We start from the raw sequence: 19,334 nt of genomic DNA, 5'->3' as shown, positions 1-19,334 counted from the left end.
ACAAGGGGGCGAAGCGACCCGATCAGACCAGGGCAGTGCGCGCCAGCCCGGCCACGTGCGCCAGCATGGCCGGCGATGCGCCGCCTTCACGCGCCTGCGCAATAGGCGCCGCGATGCGCGCCACCTTGCCCGATTCCCGCGCCAGCCAATCGGCCGTTGCCGCCAGCGGATCGCTGCCGGGCGGCACGATGCGCGCCAGCAGATCGAGCCGCATCTGTTCGAAATCGCGCACCAGCGACGCGGTCAGCAATCGCTCCCACGGATCGCTGGGTGTCAGGGCGGCAGCCACGCCGCGCGCCCAGTCCAGCCCGGTCGCTTCGCCCAGGATCGTGTAGGCCTGCGCCGTCGCTGCCACATCGAGGCCGCGTTTCGCCGCCAGCAACGCCGTGCCCACCGCGCCGTCCAGCGCCTCGATACGCACCACCGCCGCGGCCAGGTCGGCCGGCGCACCGGCTGCTGCCAGCCGCGCCGTGATGCGGTCCAATTGCCCCTGCACTTCCAGGCGCAGCAATTGCGCCAGCGATTCGCCCAGCGCGGTGACGCCGGCGGCCAGATCCGTCACCAGTTCCGACGCGCTGCGCGTGCCGCCCAGCCGCAGCAGATCGGCCATCTGGATGCGCAGCGCCGCCTGTGCTTCGCGATGCAGTGTCGTTGCCGCTGCGGCCGTCATGTCGGCGGTATCGATCGCCAGCCACAATTGCCCCAAGCCAAATAATTCGCGCGCGGCGACAAAGGCCCGCGCCACATCGGCCAGGCTGGCGCCCAGTTCCTCGGCCAGTTCGAAGGGTGCGGCAAGGCCGGCGCGGTTGATCAGCTCGTTGGCCAATTTGGTCGCCACCAGCTCACGGCGCAGGCGATGGCCCAGGATGGCATCGCGATGCGCCTGCTGCATCGCCATAGGGAAGGCCGCGATCAGATCGGCATCGAGCAGCGGATCATTCACCACATCGCTGGCCACCAGCGCTTCGTACGCAGCCATCTTGGCATAGGCCATCACCACGGCCAGTTCCGGCCGGGTCAGTGCTTCGCCGGCTGCGGCGCGCGTTGCCAGCACATCGTCACTGGCCAGGCCTTCGACGCTGCGGTCCAGCCCGGCGTCACGCTCCAGCACCTGGATCAGCCGCCGGAACGCCGGCATCGCCGCACTGCCCCCGGCCTGCGCCAGGCTGAGCGCCTGTGTCTGCAAGATATTGTCGCGCAGCACCAACGCCGCGACATCGTCGGTCATCGCCTTCAACAGCGCATCACGGTCGGCGGTGGCCAGCCGCCCGGCGGCCACTTCGCCGTTCAGCGCGATCTTAATGTTGACCTCATGATCCGAACAATCAACGCCGGCCGAATTGTCGATGAAATCGGTGTTGATGCTGCCGCCGGCCCGCGCGAACTCGATGCGCGCGGCCTGGGTCAGCCCCAGATTCGCGCCTTCGCCGATCACCCGCGCGCCCAGCTCGCGCGCATCGATGCGCAGGCCATCATTGGCGCGATCGCCGGCATCGGCATGGCTTTCATGCGAAGCCTTCACATAGGTGCCGATGCCGCCGAACCACAGCAGATCGACCTTCATCTTCAGGATGGCGCTGATCAGCTCGGCCGGGCTCAGCGTGGCCGCGTCGACGCCCAGCATGGCCTGAACCTGAGGCGACAGCGGGATCGCCTTCAGGCTGCGCGGGAACACGCCGCCGCCGGCCGAGATCAGCGCCTTGTCATAATCGTCCCAGCTCGACCGCGGCAGCGCAAACAGCCGCTGGCGTTCGGCAAAGGCGGCCGCAATTTCGGGCGCGGGATCGAGGAAGATGTGGCGATGATCAAAGGCCGCAACCAGCGCCACCGCTGGCGACAGCAGCAGCCCGTTGCCGAACACATCGCCCGACATGTCGCCCACGCCGGACGCGCGCACCGTTTGCGTCTGCACATCGATGCCCAGCTCGCGGAAATGGCGCTGCACTGAAATCCAGGCGCCCCTCGCGGTGATCGCCATCGCCTTGTGATCATAGCCATTGCCGCCGCCGCTGGCGAAGGCATCGCCCAGCCAGAAGCCATGTGCCTGGGCAATGCCATTGGCAGTGTCGGAAAATGTCGCCGTGCCCTTGTCGGCGGCGACCACTAGATAGGGGTCGGGCGCATCGTGGCAGACGACGCCTTGGGGCGGCAGCACGCTGCCATCCACGGCCAGATTGTCGGTGATCGACAGCAGCGCACGGATGAACACGCGATAGGCTTCGGTGCCCTCCGCAAACCACGCGTCGCGATTCGACGCTGGCGGCAGCAACTTCGGGTAAAATCCGCCCTTGGCACCAGTGGGTACGATGACGGTGTTCTTCACCTTCTGCGCCTTCACCAGGCCCAGCACTTCGGTGCGGAAATCGTCGCGCCGGTCCGACCAGCGCAGGCCGCCGCGCGCAATCGGGCCCCCGCGCAGGTGGATCCCCTCCACGCGCGGCGAGAACACCCAGATCTCGCGATAGGGCACCGGCGCCGGCAGGCCGGGCATCGCGGCGGAATCGATCTTGAAGGCCATGGCCTCCGGCCCGCCGGGCACGAAGAAATTGGTGCGCAGCGTTGCCAGCATCGCAGCGCGATACAGGCGGATGATGCGATCATCATCGATGCTGGCCACGTCGCCAAGCGCCGCATCGATGCGCGCCAGCACCTCGGCCTGCGCGGCGTCACGATCGGCGATGTCCAGGCCAAAGCGCGCGCCAAACAGCGCCACCAGATCGCGGGTGATCGCCGGATAGCGGCGCAGCGCGTCCACCACCGTCATCACGCCATAGGTGACGCCGGTTTGCCGCAGATAGCGGAACCAGGCGCGCAGCAGCGAAGCATCACGTGCCGCCAGCCCACAGGCGGGGATCAGCGCATTGAAGCCATCATTCTCGCGCTTGCCGAGCAGCACTTCGACCAGGGCCGGCTCCAGCCGCGCCGCCAGCGCCGGAATATCCCCCAGGATTGCCGGATCAGGCACTTCGCAGATGAAATCATTGATGCGGCCCAATTTCCCGTCATGCAGATCGAATGGATATTCCTCGATCACCTTTAGGCCGAAATTCTCCAGCACCGGCACCGCTTCCGACAGCGGGATGATCGCGCCCAGCCGATAGAGTTTCAGCCGCAACTGGCCCGGCTCCATGGCCGCCATGATACGCACGGCGCGTTCGCGATCATCCGACAGTTCGGCCAGCGCCAATATGTCGGCTGCGGCATCGGCCGGCTGGTGCTGCGCGCGATAGCTCACCGAAAAGGCGCGGCCGTGGCTGATGGTCAGCCGGGCGGCGCGGGCGGCGTCCACGCGTTCGGCAAGCGCGCTTTCCAGCTCCTCTTCCCAGCCGCGCACCAACTGACGCAGCCGCCGGTCAAGCATCGCCGCCACCTCCGGCGTGAAGCCGGCGGTATCGGCAACCTCCACCACGAAATGCACGCGGGCCAGGCCCTCTTCGCGCAATTCCACTTCATAACGGGCGATGCGGCCATGCAATTCCTGCGCCAGCATCTGGCCGGCCGCCTCACGCAGCCGCACCGAATAGCCATCGCGGGGCACATAGACCAGCACCGACACGAAGCGCCCGAACGGATCGGCGCGGGCGAACAACTTGGGCCGCGGCCGATCGAGCAGGCTCAGCAGGCCCAGCGCCATGGCTTGCAGATGCTCCGGGCTGGCTTCGAACAATTCGGTGCGCGGGAAGCTTTCCAGCACATGCACCAGCGCCTTGCCGGTGTGGCCGCTGGTGCCAAAACCCAGCGCGTCGATGATCTCCCCCACCTTGCGGCGCAGCAACGGCACCTGGCGCGGCGACGTGTTGAGCGCAGCCGACGTGTACAGGCCCAGGAACCGGGTTTCGGACACGACACGGCCCTGCCGATCAAAGCCCTTCACCGCAATCAGATCACCGTTCACGCGGCGGTGCACGCACGCTACGGCGCCGGAACGGGTAATCAGCAACGGCTCCGGGCTGGCCAGCAGCGCTTTCAACTCGCGCGGCGTGTCATTCTGGCCGCGCACCCCTGACCACACGGGATAATCCGGATCGGCCAGCAGCCCGAGGCCGGGATCGCCCGCGGCTTGCATGGCCGGATCGTCCAGATCGCCCTCCAGCCGATAGCGGCGCGCGCCCAGCAAGGTGAAATTGTCGGCCGCCAGCCATTCCAGAAACGCCATGGCTTCGGCAGTACGATGCGGCGCCAGCGGCGGCGGATTGTCGGACAGCGCGCGGATGCAGCTTTTCAGCAGCGCCAGCATCGCCTGCCAGTCGGTCACCGCGGCACGCACCTCGGCCTGCACCTTGGCCAGGCTGTCCAGCAGGGCGGCGCCGGCTGCGGTGTCAACCTGCTCGATCTCCATGTAGATCATCGATTCGCGAGTGGCGCCCGGCGGCGGCGCGGCGCCGATCGGCACCATCGCCGTCAGCAGCCGGCCATCGGCATCGCGGGCCACATCGACGATCGGATGCAGCAGCCGGAAAATGTCGATTCCCGCCGCCGTCACGGCAGCGGCCGTTGAATCGACCAGGAACGGCCGATCCTCGCCGATCACCGCCAGCCGCAAACGGCGCTGCCCGGTGTCCTGGCCCGGATCGAGCAGGATCACCGGCGTGTCAGGCAGGCGCATCGCCGCTGCCTTGCTCATGAAGCCCGCCGCCGCATCACGGCCAGCGGCGTCCAGATCCTCGATCTCACCGGGCAGGGCGTGGGCAAATAGGCATTGCGCCAAGGTGTTCAGCGCTTCGGCTGCACCGTCTAACGAACCGGGCACGGGACAAGCTCCTGCGGCATGTGTGGGCAGCTTATGCGCCGGTGCAGCAGGAAAGAAAAGTGTGATATGAATATCACTCATTATTTTTGGTGATGTTGCGCACATCAGTGGTCAGCGCCCGGCGCGGGAAGGGATCAGCCGCGGGCGGCAGGCGGCCGATATCGGCAAAGGCATGGGCCAGTTCGGCGCGCAGGCGTTTGGCGGCACTTTTCGACAGGACTTCGCGCCAGCTCAGCACGATCTGCACGCAGCCGGCGGGATCATCGCCATCGGGCAGCGGCAAGGCCAGGCCGCGCACCAACACTTGCGCACCCATCGGATCGTTGACGCTGGCCTCGAACGGGATCGGCATCGGCTGCAATGCCACCAGCTCGCACGCGGCGACCAGTTCCTCGCCTAGGCCGGGATCGCGCAGCAGCGGCAGCCCGGCCATCAGGCCGAATCGCGCCGACACCGGCCCACCGACATTCTCGATGATCGCCCGCCCGGCCGGATCGCGCACCACCAGGCTGTGATCGAAAAACGCCTGCAGCGCGGTGGCGATGTCTTGCTCCGGTGCATTCTGCCAGGCGGCGAGCGCCCGATTGGTCAGCCGCCGCTCCACCACCACGCTTTGCGGCACAAGATCGGCCCGAAACAGGCCGGGCTGCAAGCCATCGGCGGCGTCGGGCGACAACAACGGGCGATTGAATGGGCGATTGCGGGGCGGGGCATGGCTCATGCCCCCGATAACGACGTCGCCCACCAGAGTTTGCGCCCGCCCGGCCCCCACCCCCGCACCAACCCCCCGCACCAACCCCCCGCACCAACCCCCCGCACCAACCCCCCACACCAACCCCCCGCACCAACCCCCTTGCCAGCGCCCCCGCCCCCTGATAATCGCCGCCCCCTAGCCCGGAGCCGCTTTAGCTCAGCCGGTAGAGCACATCATTCGTAATGATGGGGTCAGGTGTTCGAGTCACCTAAGCGGCACCAGCCTACCAAAGGCCTTTCCATCGGAAAAACCTGAGCCTCCTGTGAAAGGTCGCTGGCCTTGGATGTTCCAACTTGGCTGCAAAAGGGGGGGCGTGAGTTCAAGTCCGCCGAAAGATTGAGCCTACGGGCTTCGGCATTATCCGGCAGCGCTGTGCCGGGGCCATTCGTTAGGGGCTATGCGCGATCCCGTCCGGTGATCCTGCCGTGTCCGTCAACCCACAGCCGCGCTTCTTTGATGACGTCATCGACAGCGATTTTGTCACCTGGCTGAAGATCGCGGCCAATGAGCGTTACCTCTGTTTCCCAGCCTTGCGGTCGGTCGAATGTGCGGTTCAGCAGCGCTGGTGCGCCCATCATGTCGTAGCCCAGCCACTCTTCTGCGCGACGGACAGTGGTGTCCAGACGCAGGCGATACGTAATGCCCCAGGAGAAGTGTCGCGCGCGCTCGATGACGGTGAATGTGCATTGGACGGTCATGCTTGCAGTATTGCCTGTAACCGTCGCCCCGGCAAGATCGTGGGTTGCACGGCGCGTGATTACGACTGTACCGGCCTCGACTTCCACGCCATGCGCTGATCGAGCGTCAGGCTAGCCGCCGTCAGCCGGGCGCCAGCGCGGTACCAATGCCAGATCGGCGGCCCCGAACGGCTTGTCGTTGAACAGATAATCATAATAAAATTCCCGCAATTCGCGGTGATAGGCGCGGATGCGTTGTTGATAGGCCAATTGCGCGGTCACATCGGTGCCAGCCATGGCCGCCATGGCTTGCGCCAAGCCAGCCGGCGGCAGCAACCAGCCGGCGGTGCGGGCCAGTGCGGCGCGGCGGGCAATGCCATCGCGATAGGCCTGCGCGTCGGCTGCGACATGCAGATCGCCGAGATGCTGGAAGGCAAAATACCATTTCCAGGTAAAGGTTTGCGGCACGGCGGCGCGATCGGCAAAACCGGGGTAGACGGCGATGAACCGCGCCATCGTGTCAGCCTTTGGCTTGTCCCAGCCGGCGTGCACCTCTTCGCGATTTTCGCGGGCCATGGCGGCACCATCGGGCACCGGCACGGCGGCGTTGATGGCCAGGCCCGCGGCGGCCGGCGCCACCAGCGTCAAGCCGAACCACAGCGCGGCGAGCGACGCGGCATTGACCGACGAGGAGGCGGTGCGGCGGGCCACCAGAAGTGCCACCACCGTCCAGAACGCGCAAACCAGCAGCAGCAGCCCGGCAAAGCCCAACGCGCGGGCCATCGCTGTGCCCGACAGCGCTGCGCCGATGGCGAACGGCAGCAGCAGCGCCAGCAGCACCCCGCCGGCGCGCACGGCGACGCGCGGCGCCCACAAACGCCAACGCGCCGACGGTGTAGCCTGGAGCGCGAACAGCCTTCCGGCCTCGCGTTCACCGGACCAGAGATCATGCAGCAAGGCGATCAGCACCAAGGGCGCGAGATAGACGGCCACGAAAGCCAGATCGAAACGCCCGGGCAGGGCCAGTTCGGGGTTGCCGGCTTCGTTTTCGTAAATCTGGCCTTCAAGGGCCAGCGCCCGCACCCGCAGCATGGCCGGCGCGATGTCGCGGCTGCCCAGCGCGGCAAAGGCCAGATCGGACGGCGGGTCCCAGGTCGGTTGAAAGCCATAATAGGCGCCGTCGCCCGGATCATGCACGAAGGCGGCCAGCGCAGCCTCTTCGGCGGGTTGCCCGGCCAGCATGCGGGCGATGGCGGCGCGGTCGCGATCGACACTGGCCAGGCCAAGCGCAACGGCCGCCGCAGCGCAGACCGCCAGCAGCAGCAGCGCGCCAAGTGCCGCACGGTTGCGGCCCAGCAACCAGGCTTCGCGCAGCAGGCTGGTCATGCTGCCTGCCCTGCCAGCCGCCGCGCCGCCAGCCAGAAAAGGCCAGCCGCCACCGCCAGCCACAGCGCCAGCAGGCCGAGCGTATGCAGCATGGCGCTGGCGCGGATGGCTGGCGACTGCTGGACAAAGCGAAATTCCGGCATGGATTTCCAGAAATCCGCCGAAATGCGCGTGCGCCGGTCGGCAATCGGATCGCGGCTGCGCGCGCCATCGTCGGCGCTCGAAACGGCTTCGGCCTGCAGGCGGTTGAGGCGCTGCACCAGATCGAAGCGATAGGCCTCGGCCTGCCGCAGAAATTCCAGATGGGTGGACAGATCGGTCGCCGCCGCCAGCATCGACGCGCGCCGCACGGTCAGCGCCGGGCTGAGCAGGCCCATCGCCGCCAGCCGTGCCGATTGGGCCATCTGGATCGTATCGGCACGGGCGCCATATTCGGCGAACAGCTGCGATGTCAGCCGTTCGCCCTCCATCGCCTGGATGCCGCGATAATTGACCGGCAGGTCCTCGACGCGGCTGACGCCATATTGTTTCAGCACGCTGGCCTTGAAGGCGGCAAAATGCGGATCATTGGCATTGTGGCTGTCACCGAGCTTGCGCAGATCGGCGGCGATGGCGAACTCGGTATCGACGCGGCTTGGCAACGGCTCGGCAACGCCGGCCCAGCCGGCAGCCGCGCGCGGCACCAGCACGACGACAATGGCCCAGGCGGCAATCAGGCCGACCAGTGCCCCTTGTGACGTACGCGCAAAGGCCGATGCCGCCACGATGGCCAGCACCCAGATCAGCAGATAGGCGGCATAGGCCAGCGCGGTAAGCGCCGCCATGCCCGCCTCAGCCGGCGCACTGGCTGCTGCCCAAGCCAGCGCCACCAGCGCAGGCAGCATGGCCAGCGCCGCCACGCCGCCCAGTGCCAGCGCCTTGCCGCCCATGATGCGCAAGGTGTCGGTACCATGCGCCCGCAAGGCACGAAGGCTGCCGGATTCACGTTCCCGCGCCACGCTGGCAAAGCCGAGGAACACCAGCAACAACGGCGCCAGGCTTTGCAGCACGAAAGCCGGCGTCAATTGCCCGAAGCGCAGCAGATCGGACGATTCGCGCGCCGCGCCGAAGGTGGCACTGTTCTGGCGATGGCCTTCCAGGAACAACACGGTGCCGGTGAAGGCATCGACGCCGGGATCGAAGGCCGCCAGCGGCCCCACCGGGCGCAGCGCATAGGTACCATAATGCACCATGCGGTGCGGGTGGCGATCGGGCTGGGATTTGAACTGCGCATCGGTCGTGGCCTGGGCTTCGGCACGGGCGCTGGCGGCGGCGGCCATTTGCACCCCGGACGTAACGGCAGCAATGGCAGAGAGCAGCAGCAGCGACGCCAGCCCGACCAGCGCCAGCCGCGAACGCAGCATCAGCCGCAATTCGGCCGCAGCGATGGTGACGATCATGCCCGCGCGCCTCTTGCGCTTTGGGCAAAGCCATCGTGCAGCGCATTCAGGTCAAAGCGCGGCTCCGTGGCGCTCGCAGTCCATTCGCGCGCTATGCGGCCGGCCTGGATCAGGCCGATGCGACTGGCGGTATCGGCCGCGCCAAGCAGATCGTGCGTCACCATCAGCACGGCAACCCCGCGTGCTGACAACGCACCCAGCAGTGTGTGGAAATCGGCCGACGCGGCCGGATCGAGGCCGGAGGTTGGCTCATCGAGCAGCAGCAGCGGCGTCTGGCGCAGCAGGGCCAGCGCAATCGCCGTTTTTTGGCGCATGCCCTTGGAAAAGCTGCCGGCGCGCGCATCCCAGGCCGAAGCAGCAAGGCCAACGCTTTCGAAGGCCGCGTCCGTTTCGGCACGGGACCGCGGCGACGCGGCAAGTTTCAGGAAATATTCGACATTCTCGCGCGCGCTGAGGTGATCGTAGAGCGCGACATTTTCCGGCAGATAAGCCACCTTGGCCCGCACGGCATCGGGGTTGCTGGCCGGATCGGCGCCGGCCACGCTGAGTGTGCCGCTGGCGCGGGTGAGAAAGCCGAGAATGGCGTAAAGCGTGGTCGATTTGCCGGCGCCATTGCCGCCGAGCAGCGCATAGATTTCGCCGGCGCCAATCGACAAGGACAGGCCATCGAGCACGCGCCGCTCGCCGCGAGTCACCACCAGGTCGCTGATGGCCAGCGGCATATCCGGCACGCCCGACATCAGTAACGCAGCCGCAGCGCGACCGACGCCGCGCGCGGGCTCCCCGGCTGCACCCACAGATCATTGAAGCTGTTGCTGTACCAGGTCGTGTCGAACAAATTGGTCACGTCGGCAAACACCTCGATATTCTTTGTCACAGTGAGCGAAGCAAACAGCCGGGCCAGCGTGTAATCAGGCAGGGTGAAGTTGGTGCCGGTCGCCCCCAGCCGCTCACCGACATGTTGCACACCACCGCCCAGCATCAGCCGCATCGTGCCGATGTCGATGCCCTTGCTCACCTGCACATTCAGCGTATGGCGCGGAATATTGAGCAGCGGATCGCCGGCGCGGATGGCAAAGCCGAAGTTCAGATCGGCGACATCATTGCGTGCCTGCGCATCCACATAGGCATAGGAAAACCACAGATCGACATCACCGGGCAGCTTGCCGGCCACATCGACCTCCAGCCCGCGACTGCGCGCTTCGCCAATCGGCAGGGAAAAGCCGGGATTGTTGGGGTCGGCCGCCAGCACATTGGATCTGGTGAGCTCGAACAACGAAACGGTGCCGGCCAGCTTGCCATCCAGCAGCGCCAGCTTGGCGCCGACTTCGGCGGATTTCGACACTTCGGGATCGAACAATGTGCCGGCGGCAGTGGCCCCCAGATTGGCCCGGAAGCCCTGGCCATAGGCGGCGTAGAGCGACACGGCCTCGCTTGCCGCATACACGATCCCGGCCTGCGGGCTGAAGCGGCGATAGGTGCGGGCTGCGGCGGCATTGTTGGCGCGATTGAGGGTGCTCACTTCGAAACTGTCAAAACGCCCGCCGAACCTGACCTGCACGCGATCGGACAACGTGATCTGATCCTGCACATAAACGCCAAACGCGCGCTGCTGGTCGAGCCGATCGGTTTGCGGCCCCGGCGTCGGCAACGGGAAGCGGCCATAGACGGGATCGAACACATCGATATCGTTGCTTTGCGCCGCTGTGGTGGCAGCGCCGATCACCGCCGGGCGAAACCGCAGGAACAACTGGCTATTGTCGAAGCGGTCATAGTCCGCACCGATCAGCACGCGGTGGAGCAAGGTGCCGGTTTCGAAGCGGCCGGCGATTTCGCCGCGCACCACGACATGTTCGCCTTCGTAAAGGCGGGAACGGCGCTGGCGGGACAAGGAACGCCCGTCGCGCCCCAGGCGCTGGCGGCCACCGGCAAGTTCGGCTTCGGTAGAAAAGCCTTCAAGGCGCGTGTCGCGATATTGGCCGCCCACCAACAGGCTCCAGCCGCCGCCGAAATCATGGCTCAATTGCACCTGGTGGCCCGTGGCATCGGCCTCGACCGGCCCATCGCCGGGCTCGCCGAGGAAATTCTCGCGCGGCACCGCGCCGAGCACGCCATTGATGGCAACCGTCCCGCGATCGAAATCGGCTTCGGTGCGCGACAGTTCAAGGTCATAGGTGATGCTGGTATTGTCGCCCAGCTTGACCAGCACGGATGGCAGGAAGCCATAGCGGTTGCTGCGCACCGTCTCGCGGAAGCTGCCGGCGTCTTCGTAAAACCCGACCAGCCGCACCGCCAGCACATCGCCGGTCGCGATATTGATATCGGCATCGGCGCGCTGGCGATCGAAGCTGCCGGCCAGCAGGTTGAGCCGGCCGCGATTGCGGAAATCGGCGCGTTTGGTGACGATGTTGATGGTGCCGCCCGGCTCACCCCGGCCGAACAGCGCCGCGTTGGGGCCTTTCAGCACCTCCACCCGCTCGATGCCGGCGGCGTCACGTGCGCCGCCGAAGCCGCGCCCGCCATTGAAGCCGTTGACCAGATAGCCCGACGGCAGATTCTCGTCGCCGGCAAAGCCGCGCACCGCATAGGCATCCCATAGCCCGCCGAAATTATTCTGCCGGGCCACCGAAGCCGACAGATCCAGCACATCGGTCAGCCGCGTGATGTTGTTGTTATCGATCTGGCTCTCACCGATCAGCTGGATGGCCTGGGGGGTTTCCTTCAGCGTGAAGTCACCGCGATAGGCCTGGCGCTGCCCGGTCACGACGATCTGCTGATCCTCCGCCGTGGCCATTTCCTCAGCCGCAGCATGGGTGCCACTGGTGACGCTGGCCAACAGCAGGGCATAGACCGACAGGCGAAAGGTGCGCATTGCGTGTGTGATCCCATACGCGACATAGCCCCCTCGACTCGCCGCGCCGGCGTTCTGATACATTATATCGTAAGCCAATCAAGTGGTCGCTTGGCTGATGTGGCTGGCCGGTTTCCTGACCGCAGCCGCCAGCAATGACGCCCGTGCCCCATTGGCCTGACCGGTTGGCGCCGTCTCCGCGCAGTTTCGCGTTTACCACTGACGATGCCATCAATTTCCCCACCCAGCTGTCGCGCCGGCTGACAGGCGGTGTGGACACGATGTTGCGGCCGCGACACATTGCGGCGATGTCTCCGCCATCCCCTGACCTGCCAACACGACATACGTCAGACGGCCTTGCGGCGGTGGCGCGGGGCGATCTTGCTGAAGCCATCGTGGCCTTTGCCGCGGCGGCGACCGCCAACCCGGCCAGCGCCGATGCGGCCGCCAACCATGCGCTGGCGCTGCTGCGTGGTGCGCGCGCGGCCGACGCGCTGGCCGAGGCGCGGCGGGCGCTGTCGATCGATCCGGCGCAGGCCGCGGCGCAGGCCACCACCGGCCACGCCATGCTGGCCACTGGCGATGTGCCGGGGGCCACCGCAGCCTTCCAGGCCTTGCTGGCACACCAGCCCGACAATGCCGATGCCCTGCATGGGCTGGGCCTGGCGCAGCGCGCGGCGGGCCAGTTTGCAAACGCGCAAGGCACGCTGCTGCGCGCCTGTACGGCGCAGCCGGCCGCCGATGCGCCGCGTGCAAACCTGGGCCTCGTGCAGCTTGAATGCGGGGAGGCGCCGGCGGCCGTCGCCAGCTTTGCCGCTGCCACCCATGCCGCCCCCGACACGCTGGCCCATGCCAGCAATGCCATCATGGCGATGGCCTATCTGCCCGATCTCGCGCCCGACGCGGCCTTTGTCAGCACGCGCGCCTGGGCCGCCGCGCTGGAGGCCGGCACGCCGCGCCATGCCGGCGGGCAACGGGCGTTGCGGCGCGATGGCCAACTTACCATCGGCTATGTCTCGGCCGATCTGTGCCGGCATCCGGTGGGGTGGCTGGGCGGCCAGGCGATTGCCCTGCACGATCCAGATCGCTGCCGCGCCATCGTCTATGACACCGGCCATGTGCGCGATGATATCAGCGCGCGCATCCAGGCCGGCGTGGCGGGCTGGCGGCACGTGGGCGCGCTGGGCGATGCGGCGCTGGCCGATCTGGTGGCGGCCGACGGCGTGGACATCTTGGTCGATCTGGCGGGCCACACCGCCGGTGGCCGGCCGCGGCTGTTCGCGCTGAAGCCAGTGCCGGTGCAGGCGGGCTGGCTGGGCCATGTCGGCAGCACCGGGCTGGCGCGCATCGATGCCGCGCTGATGGATGCGGTGACGGCGCCGGCGGCCATGCAATCGCTGTTTTCCGAACGGCTGCTGCATCTGGATGGTGGCCGCTTTGCCTGGACGCCGCCGCCCGAGGCGCAGATTCCGCCCGACCGCCTGGCCAGCCATGATGGCCCGATCTTCGGCTGTTTCCAGGCGCTGGCGAAGCTGAACCCGGCGGTGGCGGCGCTGTGGGCGCGGGTGATGGATGCCGTGCCGGGCAGCCGCCTGCGGCTGATGCGGCGTGAACTGGCGGATGATGCGGTGGCGGCGCGGCTGCGGGCGATGTTTGCCGCGGCCGGCGTTGATCCGGCGCGGCTCGATCTGCGCCCGGCCATCGATCTGGCCGGGCTGTTCGCGGCCTATCGCGATATTGATGTGGCGCTGGATCCATTTCCGTTTTGCGGCGGCGCCAGCACGGCGGAGGCGCTGTGGATGGGCGTGCCGGTGGTAACGCGGCCCGGCACGGCCCCGGCTTCGCGCCAATCGCTTGCCATGCTCGATGCCATCGGCTGTACGCAATGGGCGGCGGCGGACGATGACTCCTATGTGGCTGCCGTGCTGGCCGCGCTGGCCGATCCCGACAGTCGTGCGCAGCGCCGCGCCCGGTTGCTGGACTCGCCGCTGGGCCAGCCGGTCAGGCTGGTGCGCGCGCTGGAAGCGGCCTTTGCCGCGCTCGCCGTCGCCGCATCATGAGCCCGGTGATGCCGAAGCCGCTGATCAGCATCGCCCAACTGCCCGGTTCGGGGATGGTGCTGACCGCCTCGGCCGTGGTTGCGAACAAATTGGCGCTGACCGACAGGCCGCCGATGCCGAAGGTTGCGAACTGATCATTGTTGATGGACAGGCCACCGGTGAAATCGCCGAGCGCGCCGCCCGTGAAGCCGAGACGGATCTGCGCCATGCCGCCATCGCCCAGCACACCGGAAAAATCCTGATCCACGAAAAAGCCGAAGCCGAATACATTGGCGCCAAAGATCGACAGATCATTGATGTTCAGGCCTACGCTGGCCAGTTCCGGCAGATTCTGCAGGCTGATCACCCGGAACACCGTCTCACCGGGTCGCACGGCGCCGAAATCAATGCCCGCCACATCGATATCGGTGACCAGCCGCGGCCCGGCAACACCCATCACGCCCGGCTGCACGGCCCGGCAATATTGCGCGCCGCCATAGGATTCGCTACCGGCAACGCATGCCAGCGCCGCCGCCAGACCGGGGACGGGCGCAAAGAAATCCTGCGGTGCCGATTGGGCTGCGATGGCGCCAACCACCGCCACGAAGCTGCCCACGGGGGCCGGCGTGGCGGCCGTGGCGCCCACATCGGCCACAAAGCTGCCGATCGGCGCCAGAGTCGCTTCCTGCGCGCCGGCGGTGGCCACGAAGCTGCCCGGCGAGGCCAGCGTGGGAGCCGAGGCGCCCGACGTTGCCACGAAACTGCCCGGCTGGGCCAGTGTCGGGGCGGTGGCGCCGGCGGTGGCCACGAAACTGCCCGGCGATGCGGGGGTTGCGGCCGTGGCACCTTCCGTTGCCACGAAACTGCCCGGCGGCGCCAGGGTGGGGGCGGATTGGCCGATCTGGTTCACAAAGCTGCCGGCCGGCGCCAGTGTGGCGGCCGACTGGCCGGCATCCGCCACGAAACTACCGGCGGGTGCCAGCTTGGCGGCCTGAGCGCCAACTTCATCGGAATAACTGCCGGGCGGCGCCAGCGTAGGGGCACTGGCGCCCGCTGTCGGCACGAACGTGCCCAGCGGCGCCAGTGTTGCCGCGCTCTGTCCGGTGGTGCCCACAAAACTGCCCGGCGGTGCCAGCGTGGGCGCGGTCTGGCCAACGGTCGCCACGAAACTGCCCAAAGGGGCCTGGGTCGGCGCGGTCGCGCCGAATGTGGCGACAAAGCTGCCGCGCGGCGCGGGGATGAAACTGGACTGGCCAATGGTGGGTACGAAGCCGCCCGGCGGCGCCAAGGTGGGGGCAGACTGGCCCTGGGTGGACACATAGCTGCCGGCCGGTGCCAGCGTTGGCGCTGTGGCGCCGGTCGTCGGCACGAAGGTTCCCGGCGGCGCCAGCGAGGCCTGCGACGCCCCGGCCGTGCTGGTGAAGCGGCCCAGCGGCGTGAGCGTTGGCGCGGTGGCGCCGGCGCCGGGGACAAAGGTGCCGGGCGGCGCCAACGTCGGCGCCGAAGCGCCTGCGACCGGCACGAAGCGGCCGGGCAGCGCGATCGTGGCGCTGGTGGCGCCGATGGTGTCGACAAATGTGCCCGGCGACGCCAGCGTGGGGGCCGACGCGCCGGAAAGATTGACGAAACTGCCCAGCGGCGCCGGCGTGGGGGCCGTGGCGCCAACGATGGGAACGAAGCTGCCGGGCGGTGCGATCGTTGGGGCCGTGGCTCCGGCGTTGGGCACGAAAAAGCCGAGCGGTGCCAGCGTGCAAGATTGCAGGATATTGGCGGCGAAGCTGCCCGGCTGGCAGGCGGACTGTGCCATGGCCGGTACCGCGGTCCCAAGCAAGGCGGCCAAGATGATCTGGTTGCGCATGTTCATGTCCCCCGAAACGCGGCTTGCTAACATTCGTCATTGCTATCGTTGCCATTGGCGACAGCAGCAGGCAACCCCGGTGCTGCGCCGTGTCGTGCCATGGACCTGCTGCCGAAGTGTTTCCGAAGGGCGTGGCCGGGTGGAGCGTCGGCCGTCAGGCAGCCAGCTCGATGCTGCGGGCCTGCACGTCGTCGAACAGCGCTTCAAGCCCCGGGTGCACGCCGCGCAATTGATCGATGACCGCGCCGGCCCAGGCAAAATAATCCTGTTTGCGGCTGGGCAACCAATCGGCCGGCGGGGCGGCGAGGATGTCGCGCAGGTTGCAGATCTTGTCGGCCAGTTTCACCAGCTTGGCACCGCTGGAGATGCTTGCGGCGTGCACGACCTGCTGGCGCTTGCGCTCCGCCTTGGGAAGCGACTTGTCGTCGGTCACTTCCATCACGATGCGCGCAATCGCCGGCCCAAAGCTTGCCGCCAGTTCGGCCTCGCTGGTTTGCGTGTCCTCCACCGTATCGTGCAGCACTGCCGCGCACAGCACGTTGATATCGGTGATGCCGCCTTCGCTGGCCAGCACGGTGGCCAGCGCAATCGGGTGGTTGATATAGGGTGATCCTTCCGCATCCTTGCGGCGCTGGGTGCGGTGCTTGTCGGCGGCAAAGGCCACGGCGCGCAGCAACAGGGCAGTCGGTTCTTCGGTCATGCTGATGATCCTTTCACAGCGGGGGCAAATTCCAATCAACCGGTGCCAGGCCCTGCGCCGCCAGCCAGGCGTTGGTGCGCGAGAAATGCCGGCAGCCGAAAAAGCCGTTATGGGCTGACAGCGGCGAAGGGTGCGGCGCCTTCAGCACCAGATGGCGGCCAGCATCGACAAATGCGGCCTTTTTCTGCGCATGGCTGCCCCACAGCAGAAAGGCGCACGGCGTCGCGCGCGCTGCCACCAGCCGGATCACCGCATCGGTGAAGCCTTCCCAGCCGCGGCCCTGGTGGCTGGCGGCCTGGCCCTGCTCCACGGTCAGGCAATTGTTGAGCAGCAGCACGCCCTGGCGCGCCCAAGGCTCCAGAAAACCATGCCGGGCCGGCGCGATGCCGAGATCGCTCTGCAACTCCTTGTAGATATTCACCAGGCTGGGCGGCACCCGCACGCCGGGCTGCACGCTGAAGGCCAGACCATGGGCCTGGCCGGGGCCGTGATACGGGTCCTGACCCAGGATCACCACGCGCACCTGATCCAGCGGCGTCAGATCGAGCGCGCGGAACCACGCGCCGGGGCGCGGGAAGATGGCCTTGCCGGCCTCCCGCTCGGCCACCAGAAAGGCCCGCAACGCCGCCATCTGGGGGGAGGCAAAGTGATCAGCCAGCGGTTCCCGCCAGCTTTCGTGCAATTTCACCGCGCTCGCCATGCCCGCCTGTGTGACGGGGCAGGGCAGGGGGCGTCAAGCGGCGTGAAGGCATTCGCCGCTGGTGGAAAATCCGGGCAGGGCCGTAGGCGGGCGATACGGGCCCTGGTGTTGCGGTCAGAAATTCAGGCGGGCGCCGACCCAGAAGGTGCGTGGCAGCGCCCGCTCGATCACGCCGGTGCCCGACAGCGCGGCCTGCACCTCTTCGTCGAACAGATTTTCCACACGGCCTTCGATGGCGATGGCTTTCACGATCGGCACCACCAGCAGCGCATCAACCATGGTGGCCGCCCCAAGCGTGCGGGCGTTCTGATCATCTTCGAACTGGCTGGCGATGTGGCGCAGCGTGGCCGACGCGGTGAACAATTTGCCGGTATAATCCACTGTGCCCGAAAACTGGTCGCGCGGCGTCTGCGCCGGCGCCAGGCCGTTCAGCGGCGCGGCGGCCCCGCTGGCCTGGATGGTGGGATCGACATGGCTCCAGCTTGCGGTCAGCCCGAACGCGCCGCGGCGCAACCGGGCATCAACCTCCCAGCCCCAAACGTCCAGCGCATCAAGATTCTGGCGCTGGCGATAAAAACCGGCCGCACCGACAAAGCCGACACCGGGGAAATTGCCTGGCCCGCGCGCCACCGTCACATTGGCGATGCTATCGTCCATGCGGTTCCAGAATCCGGTCACGCCGATTTCCAGGCCACGCAGCGGCTTGAGGGTAAAGCCGACATCCACCCCGGTCATGCGTTCCGGGTTGAGCAGCGCATTGGCCGCGGTGGCATCGGCGCCGACCCGGAACGGCCGATAAAGTTCGTTCAACGTCGGCAACCGCCAGCCGCGATAGGCCGCCGTCCGCAGAGTCAGCCAGTCGGCCGCCTGCACCGCCACGCCGGCGCGCCCGGTCAATTCCTCGCCCGAACGGTCCGCAAACAGCAAGCTGGTGAACGGCGCGCCCGTGGCCAAAGTGGTTTCCAGCAGCCGGCCATCGCGGATCGTCCACCAATCCAGCCGCCCCGCCAGGGTCAGTGTGACGATGCCCGCCGCGATGCTGGCGTCGGCAAACACGCCGCTGGTGCTGCTCTGGCCGCCAGCCTCACGCTGGCGGGTCGGCGCGGCGTTGACATAGGTGAACAGCTCCAGCGTCTTGCCGCTCAATTGCCGGGTGTCGGCGCCGATGCGCAGCGTGATGTCATCGCCCAACGGCGGCGCGATTTCCAGCCGGCCGCCCCAACCTGTCGCCGGCGTCGCATATTGCGCCAGGCTTTGCGTCGCGACAGTGCGCGCGGCATTCACCGCCGCAAAATCCGAGGTGAAATTGCGCGTCTGCACATAGGCCAGCGCCTGCCAGCCCCAACGGCCGCGCCCGACCAGCCGCAGCGCGGCATCGGCGCCTTCGGAGGTGTTGCGCGAAAATTCAAAGCCGCGCTCCCGGCTGTCGGTGAAGGCGGTCGCGGTCACCTGCGCTTCGGTATCAGGGGCGATGCCCACCACCACGCGCAGATTGGCGCTGGCCTGTTCATAGGGGGCCGCCCGGTCCACCGGCCCGCGGCTGCGTTCGACGATGGGAATGAAGCCATCGCCGCGCCCATAAGCCGCCGACAAGGTGGCAAAGCCGCCATCGCGTTGCAGGCCCAATGATCCTTGCGCATCCAGGCTGTTGCGGCTGCCATAGGCGATGCCGCCGGTGAACGGCGTCAGCGCGGCGCCGCCCACCGATTCCAGTTCGATGGTGCCGGCCAGCGCGCCTGGCCCCCAGTAACCCGAACCGCCGCCGCGCGTCACCCGGATGCGATCCAGCCGCCCGGTGGCATAGGCCGGAAACGCCACCCAGCCGCCGAACGGATCGGCCTGCGGCACGCCATCCAGCACCAGCAGCGCACGGCTGGAGGCATTGCCGCCCAGTCCGCGCAGCGTGATGCCCTGGCTGGTTGCATTGGCGGACCGGCTGTCGGATCGGCGGAACTGCTGCTGCCCGGCGATATCGGCGAGCACCGATTCCAACCGGTTCGAACCCGTATTCAGGATGCGGTCCCGATCGATCACCACCAGCGACAGCGCGGCATCACCCGGCAGGTCCTTCAGGCCCTTGCCGGTGACGGTGATCAGTGCCTCTTCGGCGTCGGCCGCCAGGGCCGGCGCAGCGGTGAACATCAGGGTGGCGAGCAGGGTCAAGCGCATCATCAGCCCCC

Annotated in this window: 12 protein-coding genes and 1 tRNA gene; 2 read left to right on the top strand and 11 right to left on the bottom strand. The window is 67.6% G+C overall.

Annotation, left to right across the window (positions count from 1 at the left end; translation table 11 throughout):
- Window positions 1-22 precede the first annotated feature (22 nt).
- Window positions 23-4,750 carry an NAD-glutamate dehydrogenase gene (locus tag ACTIEZ_RS00200; protein WP_439544626.1) on the bottom strand — a complete coding sequence of 1,576 codons (4,728 nt, stop codon included), beginning with the start codon at window positions 4,748-4,750 and terminating at the stop codon, window positions 23-25.
- A 73-nt stretch (window positions 4,751-4,823) separates the two neighbouring features.
- Window positions 4,824-5,429, bottom strand: a complete 606-nt coding sequence (locus tag ACTIEZ_RS00195; protein WP_439544625.1) for a hypothetical protein — start codon at window positions 5,427-5,429, stop codon at window positions 4,824-4,826.
- Between the two features lie 220 nt (window positions 5,430-5,649).
- Between ACTIEZ_RS00195 and ACTIEZ_RS00190 the strand changes: the two genes are divergently transcribed.
- Window positions 5,650-5,725 (top strand) — tRNA-Thr (locus tag ACTIEZ_RS00190).
- Between the two features lie 174 nt (window positions 5,726-5,899).
- On the opposite strand, the gene ACTIEZ_RS00185 is transcribed toward ACTIEZ_RS00190, so the two are convergent.
- From ACTIEZ_RS00185 to ACTIEZ_RS00165, 5 genes are all read right to left on the bottom strand, one after another.
- A complete protein-coding gene (locus ACTIEZ_RS00185; RefSeq protein ID WP_439544624.1) occupies window positions 5,900-6,202 on the bottom strand; it encodes a hypothetical protein in 303 nt (100 codons plus the stop codon).
- A 111-nt stretch (window positions 6,203-6,313) separates the two neighbouring features.
- Window positions 6,314-7,567: a DUF3526 domain-containing protein gene (locus tag ACTIEZ_RS00180; protein WP_439544623.1), complete on the bottom strand. Its 1,254-nt coding sequence runs from the start codon at window positions 7,565-7,567 to the stop codon at window positions 6,314-6,316.
- A complete protein-coding gene (locus ACTIEZ_RS00175) occupies window positions 7,564-9,006 on the bottom strand; it encodes an ABC transporter permease (RefSeq protein WP_439544622.1) in 1,443 nt (480 codons plus the stop codon). The genes ACTIEZ_RS00180 and ACTIEZ_RS00175 overlap by 4 nt, the downstream gene beginning before the upstream one ends.
- On the bottom strand, window positions 9,003-9,728 hold the full coding sequence (locus tag ACTIEZ_RS00170) for an ABC transporter ATP-binding protein (protein WP_439544621.1): 726 nt from the start codon (window positions 9,726-9,728) through the stop codon (window positions 9,003-9,005). Before ACTIEZ_RS00170 ends, ACTIEZ_RS00175 begins: the two co-directional genes overlap by 4 nt.
- A gap of 17 nt (window positions 9,729-9,745) precedes the next feature.
- Complete coding sequence (locus ACTIEZ_RS00165) at window positions 9,746-11,878, bottom strand: TonB-dependent siderophore receptor (RefSeq protein ID WP_439544620.1); 2,133 nt, start codon at window positions 11,876-11,878, stop codon at window positions 9,746-9,748.
- Between the two features lie 344 nt (window positions 11,879-12,222).
- On the opposite strand from ACTIEZ_RS00165, the gene ACTIEZ_RS00160 reads away from it, so the two are divergent.
- Complete coding sequence (locus ACTIEZ_RS00160; protein ID WP_439544619.1) at window positions 12,223-13,917, top strand: O-linked N-acetylglucosamine transferase family protein; 1,695 nt, start codon at window positions 12,223-12,225, stop codon at window positions 13,915-13,917.
- Here ACTIEZ_RS00160 and ACTIEZ_RS00155 read toward each other — a convergent pair.
- From ACTIEZ_RS00155 to ACTIEZ_RS00140, 4 genes are all read right to left on the bottom strand, one after another.
- Complete coding sequence (locus ACTIEZ_RS00155) at window positions 13,859-15,754, bottom strand: PEPxxWA-CTERM sorting domain-containing protein (protein ID WP_439544618.1); 1,896 nt, start codon at window positions 15,752-15,754, stop codon at window positions 13,859-13,861. The two genes, ACTIEZ_RS00160 and ACTIEZ_RS00155, sit on opposite strands and share 59 nt — an antisense overlap.
- Window positions 15,755-15,908: 154 nt before the next feature.
- A complete protein-coding gene (locus ACTIEZ_RS00150; protein ID WP_439544617.1) occupies window positions 15,909-16,454 on the bottom strand; it encodes an HD domain-containing protein in 546 nt (181 codons plus the stop codon).
- Between the two features lie 13 nt (window positions 16,455-16,467).
- Window positions 16,468-17,154 carry a uracil-DNA glycosylase gene (ung, locus tag ACTIEZ_RS00145; RefSeq protein WP_439544616.1) on the bottom strand — a complete coding sequence of 229 codons (687 nt, stop codon included), beginning with the start codon at window positions 17,152-17,154 and terminating at the stop codon, window positions 16,468-16,470.
- A 114-nt stretch (window positions 17,155-17,268) separates the two neighbouring features.
- Window positions 17,269-19,326 carry a TonB-dependent receptor gene (locus tag ACTIEZ_RS00140; RefSeq protein ID WP_439544615.1) on the bottom strand — a complete coding sequence of 686 codons (2,058 nt, stop codon included), beginning with the start codon at window positions 19,324-19,326 and terminating at the stop codon, window positions 17,269-17,271.
- Between the last annotated feature and the right edge of the window lie 8 nt (window positions 19,327-19,334).

The sequence above is a fragment of the Sandarakinorhabdus sp. genome (assembly GCF_051860625.1).
Classification (GTDB): Bacteria; Pseudomonadota; Alphaproteobacteria; order Sphingomonadales; family Sphingomonadaceae; genus Sandarakinorhabdus.
The sequence above is the reverse complement of the archived record's forward strand: the minus strand, read 5'-3'. Positions and strand labels throughout refer to the sequence as shown.

Coding starts and splice junctions, on each gene's coding strand:
- ACTIEZ_RS00185 (WP_439544624.1), bottom strand. CDS start 6,202: ATGACCGTCCAATGCACATTCACCGTCATCGAGCGCGCGCGACACTTC.
- ACTIEZ_RS00180 (WP_439544623.1), bottom strand. CDS start 7,567: ATGACCAGCCTGCTGCGCGAAGCCTGGTTGCTGGGCCGCAACCGTGCG.
- ACTIEZ_RS00175 (WP_439544622.1), bottom strand. CDS start 9,006: ATGATCGTCACCATCGCTGCGGCCGAATTGCGGCTGATGCTGCGTTCG.
- ACTIEZ_RS00170 (WP_439544621.1), bottom strand. CDS start 9,728: ATGCCGCTGGCCATCAGCGACCTGGTGGTGACTCGCGGCGAGCGGCGC.
- ACTIEZ_RS00165 (WP_439544620.1), bottom strand. CDS start 11,878: ATGCGCACCTTTCGCCTGTCGGTCTATGCCCTGCTGTTGGCCAGCGTC.
- ACTIEZ_RS00155 (WP_439544618.1), bottom strand. CDS start 15,754: ATGCGCAACCAGATCATCTTGGCCGCCTTGCTTGGGACCGCGGTACCG.
- ACTIEZ_RS00150 (WP_439544617.1), bottom strand. CDS start 16,454: ATGACCGAAGAACCGACTGCCCTGTTGCTGCGCGCCGTGGCCTTTGCC.
- ung (WP_439544616.1), bottom strand. CDS start 17,154: ATGGCGAGCGCGGTGAAATTGCACGAAAGCTGGCGGGAACCGCTGGCT.
- ACTIEZ_RS00140 (WP_439544615.1), bottom strand. CDS start 19,326: ATGATGCGCTTGACCCTGCTCGCCACCCTGATGTTCACCGCTGCGCCG.